This is a genomic window from Cereibacter sp. Soil_C_27 (assembly GCF_057657095.1).
The window spans coordinates 464,520-483,803 of sequence record NZ_JBDGJD010000004.1; the positions used below are offsets into that span (position 1 = coordinate 464,520).

General features: G+C 66.3%; 19 protein-coding genes. 9 read left to right on the forward strand and 10 right to left on the reverse strand.

The genetic code is table 11. The features are described 5' to 3' along the window. The first annotated feature begins 95 nt into the window (after positions 1-95). Positions 96-236, forward strand: coding sequence for a hypothetical protein (locus AC3A5Z_RS17045; protein ID WP_487520510.1), 141 nt, complete (start codon positions 96-98; stop codon positions 234-236). Positions 237-305: 69 nt separating this feature from the next. Here the strand turns inward: AC3A5Z_RS17045 and infB are convergent, their stop codons facing one another. From infB to AC3A5Z_RS17070, 5 genes are all read right to left on the reverse strand, one after another. Then, positions 306-2,837, reverse strand: coding sequence for a translation initiation factor IF-2 (infB, locus tag AC3A5Z_RS17050; protein ID WP_487520511.1), 2,532 nt, complete (start codon positions 2,835-2,837; stop codon positions 306-308). Beyond that, a complete protein-coding gene (locus AC3A5Z_RS17055; protein WP_487520512.1) occupies positions 2,834-3,496 on the reverse strand; it encodes an RNA-binding protein in 663 nt (220 codons plus the stop codon). The genes infB and AC3A5Z_RS17055 overlap by 4 nt, the downstream gene beginning before the upstream one ends. A gap of 19 nt (positions 3,497-3,515) precedes the next feature. Beyond that, a complete protein-coding gene (gene nusA / locus AC3A5Z_RS17060) occupies positions 3,516-5,126 on the reverse strand; it encodes a transcription termination factor NusA (RefSeq protein ID WP_487520513.1) in 1,611 nt (536 codons plus the stop codon). 21 nt (positions 5,127-5,147) lie between these two features. Beyond that, positions 5,148-5,762, reverse strand: a complete 615-nt coding sequence (rimP, locus tag AC3A5Z_RS17065) for a ribosome maturation factor RimP (RefSeq protein ID WP_487520514.1) — start codon at positions 5,760-5,762, stop codon at positions 5,148-5,150. A 156-nt stretch (positions 5,763-5,918) separates the two neighbouring features. Beyond that, positions 5,919-6,740, reverse strand: a complete 822-nt coding sequence (locus AC3A5Z_RS17070; protein ID WP_487520515.1) for an ABC transporter permease — start codon at positions 6,738-6,740, stop codon at positions 5,919-5,921. Positions 6,741-6,876: 136 nt separating this feature from the next. On the opposite strand from AC3A5Z_RS17070, the gene cysQ reads away from it, so the two are divergent. The 8 genes from cysQ (at position 6,877) to AC3A5Z_RS17110 (ending at position 16,102) form a co-directional block, all read left to right on the forward strand. Next, entirely contained in the window at positions 6,877-7,671 is a 795-nt protein-coding gene (gene cysQ / locus AC3A5Z_RS17075) for a 3'(2'),5'-bisphosphate nucleotidase CysQ (protein WP_487520516.1), read from the forward strand. Then, positions 7,671-8,468, forward strand: coding sequence for a 3-deoxy-manno-octulosonate cytidylyltransferase family protein (locus tag AC3A5Z_RS17080; RefSeq protein ID WP_487520517.1), 798 nt, complete (start codon positions 7,671-7,673; stop codon positions 8,466-8,468). Before cysQ ends, AC3A5Z_RS17080 begins: the two co-directional genes overlap by 1 nt. Further along, the gene (locus AC3A5Z_RS17085) at positions 8,465-9,721 is read left to right on the forward strand and encodes a glycosyltransferase family 2 protein (protein ID WP_487520518.1); all 1,257 of its coding nucleotides are present in this window, start codon (positions 8,465-8,467) and stop codon (positions 9,719-9,721) included. Before AC3A5Z_RS17080 ends, AC3A5Z_RS17085 begins: the two co-directional genes overlap by 4 nt. 122 nt (positions 9,722-9,843) lie before the next feature. Beyond that, positions 9,844-10,737 (forward strand): UTP--glucose-1-phosphate uridylyltransferase, encoded by an 894-nt coding sequence (locus tag AC3A5Z_RS17090; RefSeq protein WP_487520519.1) that lies wholly within the window; start codon positions 9,844-9,846, stop codon positions 10,735-10,737. Beyond that, positions 10,738-11,949, forward strand: coding sequence for a glycosyltransferase (locus tag AC3A5Z_RS17095; RefSeq protein WP_487520520.1), 1,212 nt, complete (start codon positions 10,738-10,740; stop codon positions 11,947-11,949). 90 nt (positions 11,950-12,039) lie between these two features. After that, complete coding sequence (locus AC3A5Z_RS17100) at positions 12,040-12,990, forward strand: glycosyltransferase family 2 protein (RefSeq protein WP_487520521.1); 951 nt, start codon at positions 12,040-12,042, stop codon at positions 12,988-12,990. A gap of 3 nt (positions 12,991-12,993) precedes the next feature. Then, a complete protein-coding gene (locus AC3A5Z_RS17105) occupies positions 12,994-14,688 on the forward strand; it encodes a DUF5927 domain-containing protein (RefSeq protein WP_487520522.1) in 1,695 nt (564 codons plus the stop codon). Positions 14,689-14,716: 28 nt separating this feature from the next. Next, positions 14,717-16,102 (forward strand): nodulation protein NodH, encoded by a 1,386-nt coding sequence (locus tag AC3A5Z_RS17110; RefSeq protein WP_487520523.1) that lies wholly within the window; start codon positions 14,717-14,719, stop codon positions 16,100-16,102. A gap of 2 nt (positions 16,103-16,104) precedes the next feature. Here AC3A5Z_RS17110 and AC3A5Z_RS17115 read toward each other — a convergent pair whose 3' ends face one another. From AC3A5Z_RS17115 to lptC, 5 genes are all read right to left on the reverse strand, one after another. Beyond that, positions 16,105-16,569: a PTS sugar transporter subunit IIA gene (locus AC3A5Z_RS17115; RefSeq protein WP_487520524.1), complete on the reverse strand. Its 465-nt coding sequence runs from the start codon at positions 16,567-16,569 to the stop codon at positions 16,105-16,107. 33 nt (positions 16,570-16,602) lie between these two features. Then, positions 16,603-17,178 carry a ribosome hibernation-promoting factor, HPF/YfiA family gene (gene hpf / locus AC3A5Z_RS17120; protein WP_487520525.1) on the reverse strand — a complete coding sequence of 192 codons (576 nt, stop codon included), beginning with the start codon at positions 17,176-17,178 and terminating at the stop codon, positions 16,603-16,605. A gap of 230 nt (positions 17,179-17,408) precedes the next feature. Continuing rightward, on the reverse strand, positions 17,409-18,170 hold the full coding sequence (lptB, locus tag AC3A5Z_RS17125) for an LPS export ABC transporter ATP-binding protein (RefSeq protein ID WP_487520526.1): 762 nt from the start codon (positions 18,168-18,170) through the stop codon (positions 17,409-17,411). After that, positions 18,167-18,652 (reverse strand): lipopolysaccharide transport periplasmic protein LptA, encoded by a 486-nt coding sequence (gene lptA, locus AC3A5Z_RS17130; protein WP_487520527.1) that lies wholly within the window; start codon positions 18,650-18,652, stop codon positions 18,167-18,169. Before lptA ends, lptB begins: the two co-directional genes overlap by 4 nt. Before the next feature lie 23 nt (positions 18,653-18,675). Continuing rightward, on the reverse strand, positions 18,676-19,284 hold the full coding sequence (lptC, locus tag AC3A5Z_RS17135; protein WP_487520528.1) for an LPS export ABC transporter periplasmic protein LptC: 609 nt from the start codon (positions 19,282-19,284) through the stop codon (positions 18,676-18,678).

A 19,284-nucleotide genomic window follows, 5' to 3' on the forward strand; every position in this document is an offset into this window, starting at 1 on the left:
CCGTAAAATAGACTCCCTCGCAAAGAAGTTAATGTGTTATTCAAAATTGTTCCCTCAGTATGGGGCAGGGAACAGATTTATTTTGGGGGATGCTCATGCTGAGAACGATCACGATAGGCAGCTGCGTTCAGGTTCAGGGTCTGGTGGTCGGCCATATGGCCGATGGCAAGATCATGGTGCGCGTCGACGAGCGTAATTTCGTCGGCTTTCCGGTGGTGACACTGCGCGCCGCCTGATCCGTCAGCCGCGCACAGCAAAAAGGCCGGGTTCGCACCCGGCCTTTTTAATTTCTGGAGAGAGGGCGATCAGGCCAGCTTGCGCTGGACCTCTTCACGCTCGAAGATCTCGATGACGTCGCCCGGACGGATGTCCTCGTAGCGCTCGAAGGCCATGCCGCATTCCTGACCGGACTGCACTTCCTTCACTTCGTCCTTGAAGCGCTTCAGCGTCTTCAGCGTGCCCTCGTGGATCACCACGTTCTCGCGCAGCAGACGCACCCCGGCTGAGCGGCGGGCGATGCCTTCGGTGACCAGACAGCCGGCAACCATGCCGACGCCGGTGACCTTGAACACTTCCTTGATCTGCGCGTAGCCGATGAAGGTCTCGCGCACTTCGGCCTTCAGGAGGCCCGAGGCGGCGGCTTTCACGTCGTCCACGAGATCGTAGATTACGCTGTAGTAGCGGATCTCCACGCCCTTCTGGTTCGCCGACTGCCGCGCCGAGGCATTGGCCCGGACGTTGAAGCCGATGACCGGCGCGCCCGAGGCCTCGGCCAGACCGATGTCGGACTCGGTGATCGCACCCACACCGTAGTGCAGCACGCGCACGCGCACCTCGTCGTTGCCGATCTTTTCCATCGCCTGGACGATGGCCTCGGCAGAGCCCTGCACGTCGGCCTTCACCACGATCGGCAGCTCGGACACGCTCTGGTCGGCCTTGGCCTTGGCCATCAGCTGTTCCAGCGTCGTCGCCGCACCCAGAGCCGCGCGCTTGTCCTTCGCGGCCTTCTCGCGGTAGTCCGCGATCTCGCGGGCCTGCGCTTCGGTCTCGACCACGTTCAGCACGTCGCCGGCTTCGGGCGTGCCGCTGAGGCCGAGCACCTCGACCGGCACCGAGGGGCCGGCTTCTTCGATGCGATCACCCTTGTCGTTGATCAGCGCGCGCACCTTGCCCCACTGCTGCCCGACGACGAAGATGTCGCCGCGCTTCAGCGTGCCGTGCTGCACCAGAACCGTGGCCACCGGGCCACGACCCACGTCGAGCTTGGCTTCGATCACCGCACCCTGGGCCGCCCGATTCGGGTTGGCCTTGAGGTCGAGGATCTCGGCCTGCAGCGCGATGGTCTCCAGAAGCTCGTCCAGCCCCAGCCCGGTCTTGGCCGAAACCTCGACATCGAGCACGTCGCCCGACATCTTTTCGACGATGACCTCGTGCTGCAGCAGGTCGGTGCGGACCTTGTTCGGGTCTGCCTCGTGCTTGTCGATCTTGTTGATCGCCACGATCATCGGCACCTTCGCCGCTTTCGCGTGCTTGATGGCCTCGATCGTCTGCGGCATCACGGCGTCATCCGCCGCCACCACCAGAACCACGATATCCGTCACCTGCGCGCCACGGGCCCGCATCGAGGTGAAGGCCGCGTGGCCGGGGGTGTCGAGGAAGGTCAGGACCGCACCGTTGTCGGTCGTCACCTGATAGGCGCCGATGTGCTGGGTGATGCCGCCGGCCTCGCCCGACACGACACTGGTCTTGCGGATCGCGTCCAGCAGCGAGGTCTTGCCGTGGTCGACGTGGCCCATGATCGTGATGATCGGCGGGCGCGAGACGGTGTTCTCGCTGGTGTCCTGCACCGAGTCGATCACATGCTCGACGTCGGCATCCGACACGCGGACGGCGCGGTGGCCGAATTCCTCGATCACCAGTTCCGCCGTGTCGGCGTCGATGCTCTGGTTCATGGTGACCATCATGCCCATTTTCATGAGCGATTTCACCACGTCCGCGGCCCGTTCGGCCATGCGGTTGGCCAGTTCCTGCACCACGATCGTCTCGGGCAGCTGCACGTCGCGCACCTGCTTCTCGGGCTTGCTGAAGCCCATGGCCTTCTGGCGCGCCTTTTCCTGCTTGCGCTTCATCGCGGCGAGCGACCGGGTACGGCCGCCCTCGCCAGCCAGCGCCTCGTTCAGCGTCAGCTTGCCGGCGCGACGGGCGTCGTCTGTCTTGGTCTTGGCGTTGCGGTCGCGGTCGCCGCCACCGTCGCGATCGCGGTCCTTGCGCGGGCTGAGACCCGGCTTGGCACCAGCGGGGGCGCCGGACTGATTGCGCGTGTTGACCTCTTCCGCTGCCGGAGACGGCGTGGCGGAAGGCGCCGGGGCGCGCTTGGCTTCCTCGGCACGTTTTGCTGCGGCTTCGGCCTCGGCCTTGGCGCGCTCTTCCTCTTCGGCCTTGGCGCGCAGGGCCTCGACGCGCTCGCGCTCCTCGCGTTCCTTGGCTTCAAGGTCCTCGCGGCGGCGCTGGCGATCTTCCTCGCGGATGCGATCTTCCTCGGCGCGGCGCGCTGCATCCTCGGCCTCGCGGGCCTTGGCGTTGCGCAGAGCCGTCAGCCGGCGCTCCATCTCGGCGTCGGAAATGCCCGCGGGGCGCTTCGACGGATCACCGAGGTGGGACGGGGAGGCGGAGTTGGAAGAAGACCCCGAGGCACCGGGTTTAGGCACGACAACGCGCTTGCGCTTGGTTTCCACCAGCACACTCTTGGTCCGACCGTGGCTGAAGCTTTGCTTCACCTGCCCCGAACGAGGCGTGCCACCCAGACCGAGGGGTTTCTTACCGTCTGTATCGCTCATGCGTCTTTCGTATCCCTTCCGACGGTCTCGCCGTCGATTTGCCCGCCGCTGGCGGCCTTGCCGCCGATTTCGCTTCTCAGCCCGGCGAGCCTTGCCGCTTCCTCTACAACACGTGTCGTGAGTCCACCAGACGCAAGCGCGCCGTGTATGGCATGTTCACGGCCGAATGCCAAACCCAATTCCCGGGCCGTCAGGCAGCCGATGAACGTCTCTTTTCCGTCCGGCGGGTGCAGCTTCATCTTGCCGCGCTCCGACCCGTCGCTGGCCTGCACAAGGATCTTCGCCTTGCCCTTGACCAGCCAGTCCTTCACCTTCTCGAAGCCGGTCACGGCATCGCCGGCCTTGCGCGCCAGCGACACCAGATCGACCACCCGCCGGGCCAGCTGGGTCTCGACCATATCGGCCAGACCCTCGGGCACCGTCAGGGGCTGCCGCGCCGCGCGGGCAAAGAGCCCCTTGGCGGCGGCCTTCTCGATCGCCTTGCGGTCGGCCGTGACATAGAAGCCCCGACCGGGCAGACGACCCAATACATCCGGCACCACCTGAGCGTCCGGTCCCAGACCGAAGCGGACAAGACCCGCCTTCGGCTGGCTTTCCCCGGTGACGATGCACCGGCGTTCGGGGTCATCCCCCTTGTCGTCCCGGCCCCCGCGCGTCACGGTCGGCGATCCGAGGCCCTCAGGCCTCGTCCTCCTCGGTGACGGCCTCGGCTTCGCCTTCGGCCTCCATCTCGGTCGGGTCGACCCAGCCCAGCATGACGCGCGCGGTCATCACCAGATGCTGCGCCTCTTCAAGGCTGACGTCAAACTTCTCGAGCACACCCTCGTCCTTCACCCGCTGGCCGTTCGCCGTGGTCCAGCCGCCGGCCAGTTCCCAGTCGGCGCAGGTCGCGAAGTCTTCCAGCGTCTTGATGCCGTCCTTTGCAAGCGCTTCCAGCATCTGCGGCGTCAGGCCCTCGAAGTTCACCAGCGAATCCTCGACGCCCAGTTCGCGCGCCGTCTCCATCGCCTTGCGGTTGGCCGCTTCCAGATGGTCGCGGGCACGGGCCTGCAGTTCGCCTGCGGTGCCTTCGTCGAAGCCGTCGATGGACAGGAGTTCCTCGGTGTCGACGTAGGCGACTTCTTCCAGATTGGTGAAGCCCTCGGCAACAAGGAGTTGGGCCATCATCTCATCGATATCAAGGGTCTCGATGAAGAGATTCGTCCGCTCGGTGAATTCTGCCTGACGGCGGGCCGATTCATCGGCCTCGGTCATGATGTCGATGTCGAGCCCGGTGAGCTGGCTGGCCAGACGCACGTTCTGGCCGCGACGGCCGATGGCCAGCGACAGCTGCTCGTCCGGCACCACGACCTCGATCTTGCCGGCTTCCTCGTCGATCACGACCTTGGAGACCTCGGCCGGCTGCAGCGCGTTCACGAGGAACGTCGCCTGATCCTGGTTCCACGGGATGATGTCGATCTTCTCGCCCTGCAGCTCGTTCACCACGGCCTGGACGCGGCTGCCGCGCATGCCGACGCAGGCGCCGACCGGGTCGATCGAGTTGTCATAGGAGATGACGGCGATCTTGGCGCGCGAGCCCGGGTCGCGGGCGACGGCCTTGATCTCGATGATGCCGTCATAGATTTCCGGCACTTCCATCTTGAACAGCTCGGCCATGAACTGCGGGTCGGTGCGCGACAGGAAGACCTGCGGGCCGCGGGCCTCGCGGCGGACGTCCTTGATATAGGCGCGGATGCGGTCGTTCGGGCGGTAGCTCTCGCGGCCGATCTTCTCGTTCCGGCGCAGGATGGCCTCGCCGCGACCGATGTCGACGATGATGTTGCCGTATTCCTCGCGCTTGACCTGACCGTTGATGATCGTGCCCTTGCGGTCCTTGAATTCCTCGAACTGGCGGTCACGCTCGGCTTCGCGCACTTTCTGCAGGATGACCTGCTTGGCCGATTGCGCGGCGATGCGCCCGAGATCGACCGGCGGCACCTCGTCGATCACCTCGTCACCGACCTTGGGATCGGCGAGGTGGCTCTTGGCCTGCTTGACCGTCATCTGCGCGTGGTGATTCTCCAGCGCCTCGTCCTCGACCACGGTGCGGATGCGCGCAAAGGTCGCGCGGCCGGTCTTGCGGTCGATCCGCACGCGGATGTCGAGTTCCGAGCCGTAGCGCGACTTGGCCGCACGGGCGAGGCTTTCCTCCATCGCCTGGATCACCAGATCCGGGTCGATCATCTTCTCACGGGCCACCGCTTCGGCGGTTTGCAGCAGTTCAAGCTGGTTGGCAGAGGTAATCGCCATGTCAGTGCTCCTGGAAAGCGGTCAGTGCTTGGTTGCAGGCTGCTCGGCGTCATCCGCCTCGTCGCCCGTGGTCTCTTGGATCTCGTCGAAATCCGCCTCGTCGAAGGTGCCGCTGGCCTTGCGCTGGCGCAGCATCTCGGCGATCAGCTCGTCGGTCAGGATCAGCTTTGCATCTGACAGCCAGTCGAACTGCAGGCCGATGGTCACGAAGTTGTCCTTGCCCTCTTCCAGCGTGATCAGGACCTCCTCGCCTTCGGTCCCAGCCAGTTCGCCCTTGAAGCGGCGGCGACCGTCGATCAGCTCGGTCGTCTCGATGCGGGCCTCATAGCCCACCCACATGTCGAAATCCTTGAGCCGGGTCAAAGGACGGTCGATGCCGGGGCTGGAGACTTCGAGGATGTAGTTGTCCTCGACCGGGTCTTCCACGTCGAGCACCGCCGAGACGGCGGTGGAGATGCGGGCGCATTCGTCCACGACGATGCCGCCCTCGGGGCGGTCGGCCATGATCTGCAGGATGCGGGTCTTGCCACCCATCAGGCGGATGCGGACCAGTTCGAACCCCAGCCCCTCGATGGTGGGGGTGACGATATCGGCCAGTCGGCGGTCGATGGCGGTCTTGGCGATGAGGTCGGACATGGACACTCTCCAAAAGCAGATGGGGGCCCCAAAACGAAAAAACGGGCCAAGCGGCCCGTCGATCGGATCGGTGGAGCCTTGGGTTTGGAAGCCAAGGCGCCGCTGTTGTCTTGTCCTATAGGCCGAAGCGCTCTTCGGCGCAAGCACCGTTTGCGCTCAGCGCCCGGCGGCCCAGCTGAGCGAGGCGTGCTTGCGGGTGTAGAACTCGGCCATCAGCCCGATCATCATGCAGGCGAGCATCACCTTGATCGGATAGCCGATCGAGCTGTAATGCGGATTGTAGTTCAGAAAGATGAAGCCGCGCCCCTGATCGATGGTGTGGAACAGCGGATTCCAGTCGAACATCCGCAGGATGAAGGTCGGCATCGCATTGGCGACGAACATCTTGCCCGAGGCGATCATGTTGGCGCGCATGTAGAGGGTGGATCCGATGCTGGCCACCTCCGGCTGCCAGGGCTTGATCGCCAGGAACACCATGCCGATGGCAAGCCCCGTGCTCCACGACAGCAGCAGCATGCCGAAGGCGCCGACGGGGCGGTCGATGGTGATCGGCTCGACGAGGGCGTGATAGCCGTAGAGCACGACCGAGAGCGACAGCACCTGCATGTAGAGCGCGCCGATCGCCGCGGCCGCGATCGAGATCACCGGGTTCATCGGCGAATGCTTCATCATCGCCGAGGTCGGACCCTCCGCCGCGACCACCGCCGCCATCGTCTTGGTGTGCGTCATGAACATGAACACGCCGGACATGATGTAGAGCAGGTAGTTGCCGCGGATCGCCATGCCGCGCATGCCGAGGACGGTGAACATCAGATAGAAGACGAGCATGAACAGCACCGTCTGGAAGATGTTGATCAGCAAGCCCCAGAGCGCATTGCCATGGCTCTTGCGGACGGAGCGGACCGACGCGTGGAAAATCAGCTCCAGCAGCGCCAGAAGCGAGCGGCCGGTAGAGCTGCGGGTCTGGGCGCGGAACATCACCGGAGGCAACCTCTTGCAGGGGGCGTGCCGCATCAGACACGGGAAAACTTGCCGTTCCCTTTGCAAGCGATGATAAGGACAGCCAACCGCTTAATCAACTCGCGCGCCCGCGCGGTGCCTTACGGAGCCTGCGATGAATTTCCAAGACCTCATCCCCCTGATCCGCCGTCTTGCCCTCGAAGCCGGGGACCGGATCATGCAGGTCTATGATGGGCCCGATTTCGAGGTGAAGGCCAAATCCGACGCAAGCCCGGTGACCGAGGCCGACGAGGCCGCCGACGCGCTGATCTCGGCCGGACTGCGCGCGGCCTATCCAGACGTGACGCTGATCACCGAGGAACAGGCTGAGTCGCATGCGCTGACGGCGCGGACCTTCTTCATCGTCGATCCCTTGGACGGCACTAAGGAGTTCGTGCAGCGGCGCGGCGATTTCACCGTGAACATCGCCTATGTCGAGGATGGCGTGCCGGTGCGCGGCGTGGTCTATGCTCCGGCGCAGGGGCGGCTGTTCTACACCCAGCCCGACGGCGGCTCGGTCGAGGAGACCGGCGCGCTCGACAAGCAGAAGCCGGGCAACCTGCGGCGCATCGCCGTCTCCGATCCCGACAACGGCTCGCTGATGGTGGTGGCGTCGAAATCGCACCGCGATCAGGCAACGGACGACTACATCGGCAAGTATCAGGTGCGCGACATGAAGAGCGCGGGGTCGAGCCTGAAGTTCTGTCTGGTGGCGACCGGCGAGGCGGATCTCTATCCGCGTCTGGGCCGCACGATGGAATGGGACACGGCGGCGGGCGATGCGGTCCTGCGCGGTGCGGGCGGCCATGTGGTGCGCTTCGACACGCACAAGGTGCTGGAATACGGCAAGCCCGGCTGGGACAACCCGTTCTTCATCGCCTACGCCCCGGGTGTGGAGCTGAAATCCTGATGTCGGTTCTCCTCGCCATTCCGGCTCGCTACGCCTCCACCCGCTATCCCGGCAAGCCGCTCGTGGCGCTGCGCGGAGCGGATGGGGTGTCGAAGACGCTGATCCAGCGCAGCTGGGAGGCCGCGATGGCGGTGAGGGGCGTCGACCGCGTGGTGGTGGCCACCGACGACGACCGCATCCGCGAGGCGGCAGAGGGCTTCGGCGCCGAGGTGGTGATGACCTCCTCCGACTGCCAGAACGGCACCGAACGCTGCGCCGAGGTGCTGGACAGGCTCGGGGGCTTCGACATGGTGGTGAACCTGCAGGGCGATGCGCCGCTGACACCCGCCTGGTTCGTCGAGGATCTGATCGCCGGGCTCGATGCCGATGCCGGGGCCGAGGTGGCGACGCCGGTGCTGCGCTGCGACGGACGGGCGCTGAACGGCTTTCTCGCCGATCGCCGCGCAGGCCGGGTCGGCGGCACGACGGCGGTCTTCGGGGCCGACCGCCGGGCGCTCTACTTCTCCAAGGAAGTGATCCCCTATACCGGCAAGACCTATGCCGACGACGCCGAGACGCCGGTGTTCCACCATGTCGGGGTCTATGCCTACCGCCCCTCGGCGCTTGCCGCCTATCGCGGCTGGGCGCCCGGCCCGCTGGAGGGGCTGGAGGGGCTGGAGCAGTTGCGCTTCCTCGAACGCGAGCGTCCGGTGCTCTGCGTCGAGGTCGAGGCGCGGGGGCGGCAGTTTTGGGAGCTGAACAACCCCGAGGATGTCGCCCGGATCGAGGCGATGATGGCCGAGATGCAGGCCGGATGACGGTCAGCCTGATCGTCGTCAGCCGCCACCGCCCCGAGGCGCTGGTGCGGGCGATCACGGCGATCCGGCAGCAGGACCATCCAGATTTCGAGCTGATCGTGGTGGCCGACCCGATCTCCGCCGCGCATGTGAGCGACCCGCAGATCAAGCTGGTCGCCTTTGACGAGGCCAATATCTCCGCCGCCCGCAACCTCGGCCTTGCCCAGGCGGCGGGGGCGGTGGTGGCCTTTCTCGACGATGACGCCGTGCCCGAGCCCACATGGCTCAGGCGGCTCACCGACCCCTTCGCCGATCCTCGGGTGACAAAGGCGGGCGGTTTCACCCGGGGCCGCAACGGCCTCTCCTTCCAGTGGCGCGCCTGCGAGTTGGACTGCTGCGGCGAGGACCATCCGCTGCTGGTCGATCCCGAGGCCGTCACGCTGCTCGAGGGCTCCGCGTCCCGCGCCCCCAAGGTGCAGGGCACCAATTGCGCCTTCCGCACCGAGGCGCTCCGCGCCATCGGCGGCTTCGACCGGGCCTTCCGATTCTATCTCGACGAGGCCGACGTGTGCCTGCGTCTCCCCGGTCTGACCGCCATCGTGCCCCGGGCCGAGGTGCATCACGGCTTTTCGGTCAGCGCCCATCGCCGCGACGACCGGGTGCCGCGCAGCCTGCACGAGATCGGTGCCTCCAGCATGGTCTTCCTGCGCCGCCACGCGCCAAAGCCGCTCTGGCCCGAAGCGCTGGCACGGCTGCGGCAGAACCAGCGGCGGCGGCTCCTGCGGCACATGCTGGCGGGGCGGCTGGAGCCGCGCGACCTGCGCCGCCTGCTCGCGACGCTGGAGCAAGGACTTGCCGAAGGCGGCACGCACCCCTTGACGCCGCTCGTCCCGCTGCCGGTCTCTGTCCTCGCCTTCCGCCCGCTGCCCGGCACCGGGCCGAGGCCGGGGCTGGTGCTTTCCGGCAGCCGCCGCAACCGCAGGGCGCTGGAGACCGAGGCCGCGACGGCGGCGGCATCGCGGATCGTGACGGTGTTTTGCCTCGGCTGGTCCACGCTTTACCACCGCATGACCTACGACCCCCGCGGCTTCTGGATGCAGAGCGGCGGCATATTCGGTCGGGCGGGGCGGGAGGAGCCGATCTTCCGCTGGTTGAGTCGCGCCGAGCGGGTCGCGCAGGAGCGGCAGCGTCTGGCGCCCCTGCGCCCGATGGCCGGAGCGCCGGGCAAATGTGCCGGGATTTTCCTCGATGTCGCGACAAAACCGCGATCCTGACCCGCTTATTGCCGCATTCAGCGTCAATCTGCCGAGGCTCTGCGGGTTTGTGATGCGAACAATCTCAACTCCGTGTAGTTTACCCCTGCCTCCGACAAAGGGGGGCGATGAGAGTGAGAGATATGAGAATCAAAAAGGTTACCAAGGCAGTTTTCCCCGTGGCAGGCCTGGGCACCCGGTTTCTGCCCGCAACCAAGTCGATCCCGAAAGAGATCATGACGCTGGTCGATCGACCTCTCATCCAATACGCCATCGACGAGGCGCGTGCCGCCGGCATCAAGGAATTCATCTTCGTCACCTCGCGTGGCAAAGGTGCGCTCGAAGACTACTTCGACCATGCGCCGGAGCTCGAGGCCTCACTGAAGCGGTCGAACAAGCTCGATTTGCTGGACGTGCTTGAACATACCAACATGGAAAGCGGCGCCATCGCCTATGTCCGTCAGCACAAGGCGCTCGGCCTCGGCCATGCCGTCTGGTGCGCGCGCCGTCTGATCGGCGACGAGCCTTTCGCGGTCATGCTGCCGGATGACGTCATCGCCTCCGACAAGTCCTGCCTGCAGCAGATGGTCGAAGCCTATGCCGAGACCGGCGGCAACATGGTCGCCGCGATGGAGGTCTCGCCCGAGAAGGCTTCCTCCTACGGCATGCTGTCGATCGGCGAGGATCGTGGTGCCATCGTCGAAGTGAATGGCATGGTCGAGAAGCCCAAGACCAACGCGCCATCGAACCTCGCGGTGATCGGGCGCTACATCCTGTCGCCGACCGTGCTGAACAACCTCAACCGCATCAAGGAAGGTGCGGGGGGCGAGATCCAGCTGACCGACGCCATCGCCGAAGAGATCGGCGGGCCGGAGAAGGTCTATGGCTTCCGCTTCCGGGGTCAGCGCTACGACTGCGGCTCCAAGGCCGGCTTCCTTCAGGCAACCGTGGCCTTCGGCCTTGCCCGTCCGGAACTGCGCGAGGAGTTCTCGGCCTATCTGAGCGACATGGCCTCGCTGGACAAAGCCGCGCAGTAAATGCTCGCTGCCGCTCCGGCGCGGCTTCTCGACCTGACGCGGCTGGTGTCGCGTCTGGGTCGGGGGCCGCTGACCGGGGTGGATCGGGTGGAGGCGGCCTGGCTCCGACATCTGCTGGAGGAAGACCGCCCCTGCTACGGGTTGATCCGCACGCGGTTCGGCCATCTGCTGCTCGACCGGCGCGGGATGGAGGCGCTGCGCGACCGGGTCGAAGGCGAGCCGCTCGGCCCCGCCGATCTGCAGGGCCGGTTGTTCCGCCGCGCCGACCCGCTGCGCGCCCGGGCCGAAGCCGACATGCGCCGCCTGTCGCTCGACCGTTGCGCCGCGGCACGCCTCACGGTGATGCTGCAGCGGCATCTGCGACAAGGCGCCTATCTCAACCTCGGCCATGCCCACCTGACGCGCGCCTCGCTGCGCCGGATCAAGGCCGCCGGGCTGACCGCCGCCGTTCTCGTGCATGACGTGATCCCGCTGAACCACCCCGGTTTCACCCGCTCCGGCATCCCGCAGGTCTTTGCCCGCAAGATGGCGGCGGTCTCGGCCGAGGCCGATCTGGTGATCCACACGACTGAGACGACGCAGCAGCAGACCGAGGTGCATTTCGCCCGCATGGGCCGCGTGCCGCCCGGCCTGCTGGCGCCGCTCGGGGTCATGCCCCCCATACCGGACCCGCGCACGGAGCTGCCATCCGTGCGCTATTTCGTCGCCCTCGGCACCGTCGAGCCGCGCAAGAACCATGGCCTCTTGCTCGACGTCTGGGACCGGCTGCAAGCGCTTCTCCCCGCCGGAGAGGTGCCGCACCTGCTGATCCTCGGCGGGCGTGGTTGGTCGAATGCCGAGGTTTCCCAGAGGCTTGATGCCATCCCCAAGCTCGGCGCGACGATCCACGAACGCCCGGGCCTCGACGACGGGGCAGTGGCGGCGCTGCTGGCAGGGGCCGAGGCGCTGCTGTTTCCCAGCCTTGCCGAGGGCTACGGCCTGCCGCCGCTCGAGGCGATGGCGCTGGGGGTGCCGGTCATTTGCAGCAATTTGAAGGTCTTCGCCGAGACACTCTCGGACTATCCCGTTTACCTCGATCCGCACGACAGCTATTCTTGGGCCGAGGTCATCGCGGGGTGGAGGAGGCCACCGCAAAGTGACGGGTCTGCCTGCCGGACGGTGCCGGATTGGGCGGGCCACTTCCGGGCGGTCGCCGCCCGGCTTTCGGTGTGAGGCAGTTGCCTCGGAGGTAGTAACAAGGGATTGGGTATCATTGCGACATACCGGCTTCGTCTTGCGCGCAAGCGCTGGCGTCTGCGAGCGATGCGCAAGAGCCGCGAACTCACCGCCCTGACCGACCGCACCGACAGCATCCGCCGCGACGACATCCTGCTGTTCTCGACCCTGCGCAACGAGAAGGTGCGGCTGCCCTTCTTCCTCGGCTACTACCGCGATCTCGGCATCGACCACTTCCTGATGGTCGACAACGAGTCCGACGACGGCTCGCGCGACTATCTCGCCGCCCAGCCCGATGTCTCGCTCTGGCACACGGCGCACAGCTACAAGCGCGCCCGGTTCGGGGTGGATTGGCTGAACTGGCTGCAGCTGCGCCACGCACATCGGCACTGGTCGCTGGTGGTCGATCCGGACGAGTTCTTCGTCTACCCCTTTTGCGACACCCGCCCGCTGCGGGCCTTGACCGACTGGCTCGATGCCTCGTCGATCAAGTCCTTCGGGGCCATGCTGCTCGACATGTATCCCAAGGGCCCGATCGGGGCGGAGCCCTACCGCGAGGGGCAGGACCCGTTCGAGATCGCCAGCTGGTTCGACAGCGGCAATTACACGATCACCCGCAACCGGCCCTTCGGCAATCTCTGGATCCAGGGTGGGCCGCGGGCGCGGATGTTCTTTCCCGATGCGCCGGAACGGGCACCGGCGCTGAACAAGGTGCCGCTGGTGAAATGGCACAGCGACTATGCCTATGTCAGTTCGACCCACATGCTGCTGCCGCGCGGGCTCAACCTCGTCTATGACGAATGGGGCGGCGAAAAGGCCTCGGGCTGCCTGCTGCACGCCAAGTTCCTCGACAGTTTCCCGGTCAAGGCCGAGGAGGAGATGCTGCGTCGCCAGCACTATGCCAACAGCCATGAATACCGCGCCTATCGGGCGGTGCGGGGTGGGCAGCCCGATCTCTGGTGCAAGTGGAGCGAGAAATACATCAACTGGCGCCAGCTCGAGATCCTCGGGCTGATGTCCAAGGGCAACTGGGCCTGACGGGTGGCGGTCGGTTTCATCATGCTGTGCCACACCGCCTTCCACCGGGCCGCCGAAGTGGCGCGGCACTGGGCCGAACAGGGCTGCCCGGTGGTCATCCATGTCGACAGCCGGGCGGGGGCGGGCGGCCCCGACTGGCTCAGGGCGGCGCTGGCCGATCTGCCCGACATCCGCTTCTGCGAGCGTCACCCCTGCGAATGGGGCACCTGGGGCATCGTCGGCGCCACCCAGTCGGCGGCGGCGATCCTGCTGCGCGACTTCCCCGAGGTGCGCCATGTCTATCTCGCCTCCGGCGCCTGCCTGCCGTTGCGCCCGGTGGCAGAACTGCGGCGCTATCTCGAGGCGCGTCCCGACACCGATTTCATCGAGTCGGTGACGACGGAAGATGTCGGCTGGACGGTGGGCGGGCTGGATCTGGAGCGCTTTACCCTGCACTTTCCCTTCTCGTGGCGGAAGAACCGGCGGATGTTCGACCATCACGTGCGGCTGCAACGCCGCCTCGGCTTCAGCCGCCGCATCCCCGAGGGGCTGATCCCGCATCTCGGCAGCCAGTGGTGGTGCCTGACGCGGCGCACCCTGTCCTCTATCCTCGCCGATCCCCGCCGGGCCGAGTTCGACCGCTACTTCCGCAAGGTCTGGATCCCCGATGAAAGCTATTTCCAGACGCTGGTGCGCCGCCATGCGCTGCAGCTGGAAAGCCGCTCCCTGACGCTGTCGAAGTTCGATTTCCAGGGCAAGCCGCACATCTTCTACGACGACCACCTGCAGCTTCTGCGCCGCTCCGACTGTTTCGTCGCCCGCAAGATCTGGCCGCGGGCGGATCGGCTCTACCAGAGCTTCCTCGGGACCGAGGCGGCTTCCCAGCCACGGGCGGAGCCGAACCCCGGCAAGATCGACCGGCTGTTCTCCAAGGCGGTGGAGCGGCGCACCAAGGGGCGGCCCGGGCTCTACATGCAGAGCCGTCATCCCAACCTCGATTGGGAGAACGGCAAGACCGCGGCGCCCTATTCGATCTTCGAGGGCTTTACCGAGCTTTTCGAGAATTTCGAGCCTTGGCTCGGCAAGGTCGCGGGCACGCGGGTGCACGGCCATCTCTTCGCGCCGGAGCGGGCGCAGTTCGCCGGGGGCGAGACGGTCTATGACGGGGCGCTGCCGGACTCGGCGGCCTTGCGCGACGTGAATGGCAAGAGCTTCCTCACCAACCTGATCTGGAACACGCGGGGCGAGCGGCAGTGCTTTCAGTTCGGCCCCGCCGATGTGCAGGAGGTGGCGTGGTTCTTCGCCTCCGACCCGAATGCGCAGGTCTCCGTGATCTCCGGCGGCTGGGCAGTGCCGCTGTTCCGCTCCAACCGCCCGGTGGCCGAGATCCGCAAGGAGGCCGCGCGGCTGCAGCGGGTTGAACTCGCGCATCTGGGCATCCTGCGCGCGTCGTGGGTGAAGGCGCGGGTGCGGATCTGGACGCTGGCCGATTTCATCGAAAGCCCGATGGAACCCTTGCAGACCATCATGGACGAGATCACCCCCCGCTCGCTGCGCCGCCTGACCGAGGCGCCGCGCCTCGCCGATCTGACCGGCTTCGGTCCGTTCCTGCAGACGCTGCGCAATCAGGGCATGCAGCCGGTGCTGATGGGCGATTTCCCGGTCAGCGACGACCAGCAGCCGCTGGCCGCGCGGCGCAGACCCTATCTGGTGAGGTGACGCTTTGCCCCGCTTCGACAGTTTCGTTATGTTCGCCGGAATGCGCACCGGGTCGAACTTTCTCGAGTCGAACCTGAACGCGCTGCCGGGAGTGGCCTGCCACGGCGAGCTGTTCAACCCGAGCTTCATCGGCTCGCAGGGCCGGACAGAGCTCTTCGGCATCGACCTCGCGCGGCGTGAGTCCGATCCGCTGGCGCTCTGGGCACGGGTGCGGGCCGAGACGCGGGGGCTGGCGGGCTTTCGGCAGTTCCATGACCACGATCCGAGGATCTTCGACGCGGTGCTGGCCGACCCGCGCTGCGCCAAGATCGTGCTCGGCCGCAATCCGCTGGAAAGCTACGTCTCGTGGAAGATCGCGCAGGCGACCGGCCAATGGAGGCTGACCCATGTGAGGCGGCGTAAGGCGGCCAAGGTGCGCTTCGACGCCGCCGAATTCGCCGCGCATCTTGAGGCGGTGCAGACCTTCCGGCAGCGGTTGATGCAGGGGCTGCAGGTTTCGGGTCAGACGGCGTTCTTTCTCGACTACGAGGATCTGCAGGATCTGGCGGTGCTGAATGGGCTCGCACGCTTTCTCGGGGTGGCGCAGGGTCTCGCCGCGCCCGATGCGACGCTGAAGAAGCAGAACCCGGAGGATCTGCGCGCCAAGGTGGAGAACCCTGGCGAAATGGAGGCGGCGTTGGCGCAGATCGACCCGTTCGATCTGGCAGGCGGCCCCAGCTTCGAGCCGCGCCGTGCGCCGGGCATTCCCGGCTTCGTGGCGGCCCGGCAAGCGGCGCTCCTCTATCTGCCGCTGCGTGGTGGGCCGGAGCAGGCGGTGCGCGACTGGCTGGCCGAGGTTGGGCAGGGGCTGGTGACCGATTTCACCCGCAAGACCCTGCAGCAGTGGAAGCGCACGACGCTGCCGCATCGCAGCTTCACCGTGCTGCGCCATCCGCTCGCCCGCGCCCATGCCGCCTTCTGCAGCCAGATCCTGACCGGCGCGCTGCCGGAGCTGCGGGCGGCGCTGGTCAAGACCTACCGCCTGCCGCTGCCAGCCCCGGGCCAGCCGCAGGATGCCGACACGCATCGCGCGGCCTTTCTCGGCTTCCTGCGGTTTCTCAAGCTGAACCTTGCCGGGCAGACCGGGCTGCGGGTCGATGCGCATTTCGCCTCCCAGACGGCGGTGCTGCAGGGCTTCGCCCAGATGCAGCCCCCGGACGTCGTGCTGCGCGAGGAGCGGCTGGCGCAGGGGCTCGACGCCCTCGCGGCCGAGGTCGGGGCAAGGCCGGTGCCCTTCCGCCCGGGGCAGGAGCCCGCGCCGCACCGTCTGGCGGATATTCACGGCAGGGATCTGGAGGAGGCAGCGCGCGAAGCCTATCAGCGCGACTATATGGGCTTCGGCTTCGGCCCTTGGCGGGCGGAAGCCGAAGCCTGATCTCAGGCGGCCTGCGGCGCGCGAGATTCGGTGAGGATCGCGTGCAGCTTGGCCGGATCGGTGTTGGCGCGCAGCTTGGTGACGACGGCCGAGTCCCGCATCGTCCGCGACACCAGCGCCAAGGCCTTCAGATGGTCCACGCCCGAATCCTTCGGCGCGAACAGGGCAAAGACCAGATCCACCGGCTGACGGTCGACGCTGTCGTAATCCAGCGGCTTCTCCAGCCGCAGGAAGACGCCGATGATCCGGTCTAGCTCTTCGAGCCGGGCATGGGGCAGGGCGATGCCATGGCCGACGCCGGTCGGGCCAAGGCTCTCGCGTTCCTGCAACCCGTCAATCGCAACCGAGGCATTCAGGCCGTAAGCCGAGGCAGCGACCTCTCCGAGCTCCTGGAAAAGCCGCTTCTTGCTGGTCACCTGGCCCAGAACCCGCACGGCCCCCGGCATCAACAGTTTCGATAGTTCCATGGGCAGTTGCTTGTCCTGCGCAGCCTCTGCGCGCTACTTCGTGTTGCGCGGGTCGATCCAGCCGATATTGCCGTCTTCGCGACGATATACGACGTTCACCCCGCCATGTCCTTCATTGCGGAAGACGAGCATGTGTTGTCCGGCAAGTTCCAGCTGCATCACGGCCTCGCCTACGGTGATGGAGGGGACTTTCGTCTCCATCTCGGCGATGATCATGGGCTGGAGCGTTTCCGGCTCCACATCCTCGACATCCTCTGATGCGGCGAGGATATAGGAGGTACTCCCGTCGAATTCAACCGGTGCCGTGCGGTCACGGTGATGATCGCGCAGGCGGCGCTTGTAGCGGCGCAGTTGCTTGTCCATCTTCTCGCGGCAGCTCTCGAAGGCCGCGTAGATTTCCGAGGCGTGGCCCTTGGCCTGGGCGTTCAGCCCGGTGGAGAGGTGGATGGTCGCTTCACAGACATGCTCATGCGCGACGCGCGAAAACACGATGATCGCCTCGGTCGGACGCTGGGCGTATTTCTCGACCACTTCGCCAAGCTCTGCCTTGACGTGGGTCTGAAGCGCTTCACCGATGTCGATCTGTTTTCCGCTGATCTGGTATCGCATGATTCCTCCTTCGTGACTCGGCTCAGGCCAGTCCGCCCCTCCCGGGGTGCCCGCCGATTTCAGTTTCACGACGCCTGCATCCGTCAGGGTCGCGTTCTTTTCGGGCGTTGTGCCTGAAAGGAAGTCCGATCCGACGAGGGCGGGTTCTGCACGCATCAAGGGTATTTGGCTGCTTTTGCTGCCTGATTGTCAACAGCAACGTCATGCCGTTTTTACACTCGGTGGGCGGCTCAGGAGATGCGGAAGTTCTGGCCGAGGTAGACCTTGCGCACGGTCTCGTCGCGCACCACCTCGTCGGTCGTGCCGCTCATCAACACCGTGCCATCGTGCAGGATATAGGCACGATCGACGATTTCCAGCGTCTCGCGGACGTTGTGATCGGTGATCAGCACCCCGATCCCCCGGCTCTTGAGATCGTGGACGAGGTGGCGGATTTCCCCCACCGCGATCGGATCGACGCCCGCGAAGGGCTCGTCGAGCAGAAGATAGCTCGGGTCTGCGGCAAGACACCGCGCGATTTCGGCGCGTCGCCGCTCACCGCCCGAAAGCGCGAGTGCCGGGGCGCGGCGCAGGTGGGTGATGGAGAATTCGCCCAGCAACTCCTCCAGCCGCTCGCGCCGCTTGTGCCGGTCGGGCACCGCGATCTCGAGCACGGCGAGGATGTTGTCTTCCACCGAGAGGCCGCGGAAGATCGACACTTCCTGCGGCAGATAGCCGATCCCCATCCGGGCGCGGCGATACATCGGCAGGGCGGTCACGTCGCGCCCGTCGATCAGCACCTGACCGCCCTCGGGCGTGACCAGCCCGGCGATGGAATAGAAGCAGGTCGTCTTGCCCGAGCCGTTCGGCCCCAGCAGCGCCACCACCTCGCCGCGGTTCAGATGCAGGCTCACGTCGCGGATCACCGGGCGGCGCTTGTAGCTCTTGCGCAGGCCGATGATGCGCAGCCCGACGGTCGTCGCGGGCAGGGCGAGGTCGGGCAAGGCGTTCATGGGGCCGAGCCGGGTTGGAACACCGTCTGCACCCGTCCCTGCATCGTGCCGGTCCCGGCCTTGAGGTCGATCACCAGCTTCTGCCCGGTCAGCGCGTTGCTGCCCTGGGTCAGCAGAACGTCGCCGGTCATCACCACCTCGCCCGAGTCGATCGTATAGACCGCGTCCCTGGCCTCTGCCGCGTCGCTGTTGTTGGCCAGCGTGACCCCGCCCGAGGCATGCAGCCGCTCGATCCCGCCGCCTTCGGCGTAATCCACCTGCACGGTGCCCGCCGAAAGCCGCATCGTGCCCTGACCCACCATGACATTGCCGATGAAGGTCGCCGTGCCGTCGGCCTGATTGACCTTCAGTTCGTCGGCCTCGATCTCGACCGGCAGCGAGGTGTCCTGTTTCAGACCGCCGAAGGCGACATCCGCCCCCTGTGCAAGGGCGGAGACCGGGGCGCTCAGCGCAAGGGTGGCGGCGAAAAACAGCTTCAACATGCTTTGCCTCGGATCGGAATACATCAATTCTGTGGCTCGTATATCACTTTGACCCGATTCCCGAAAACGAGCGAATAGGCGCCCGGGGTGCCGGTGTCTTCGGTTATGCTCATGGATCCGGCGGTAATCTGGCCCATCGGGCTGGTCGCGGCAAGGGCACCCTTGCTCCGCACATCGATTACGTCGAGCGACGCACTCAGCGCATCGGTGGTGATCCGGTAGCCGCTGGAGGTGGAAATCTGCACGCCGCCCTCCAGCCGCAGCTCGCGCCCGGCGGAATCGAGCACACCCTGCGCCGAGATCAGCTCGGCGCTGGCGCCGTCGGGCGTGTTGAGCTCGGCCCGCAGCGTCGAGGCGCTGCCGTCCGAGGCCCCCTCGCGGCCCGGCCGTGCCTCGGCGGCGGTGACGGTCAGGGCGGCGCCGTCGGTGGTGAGCCCGGCATAGGTCGGCGCGGTGATGCGCGGCTCGCGCACCCGGTCCTCGATATCCACGTCGGAATAAGGAATGGCGTCGGAGGGGTCGATGGTGCGCGACACGAGGAACAGCGTCGACAGCATCACCAGCGCCGTCAGCGGCAGCAGGATCTTCAGCCAGGACACCAGCCGGGAATGGAGATTGTCCGCCCGGGCCAT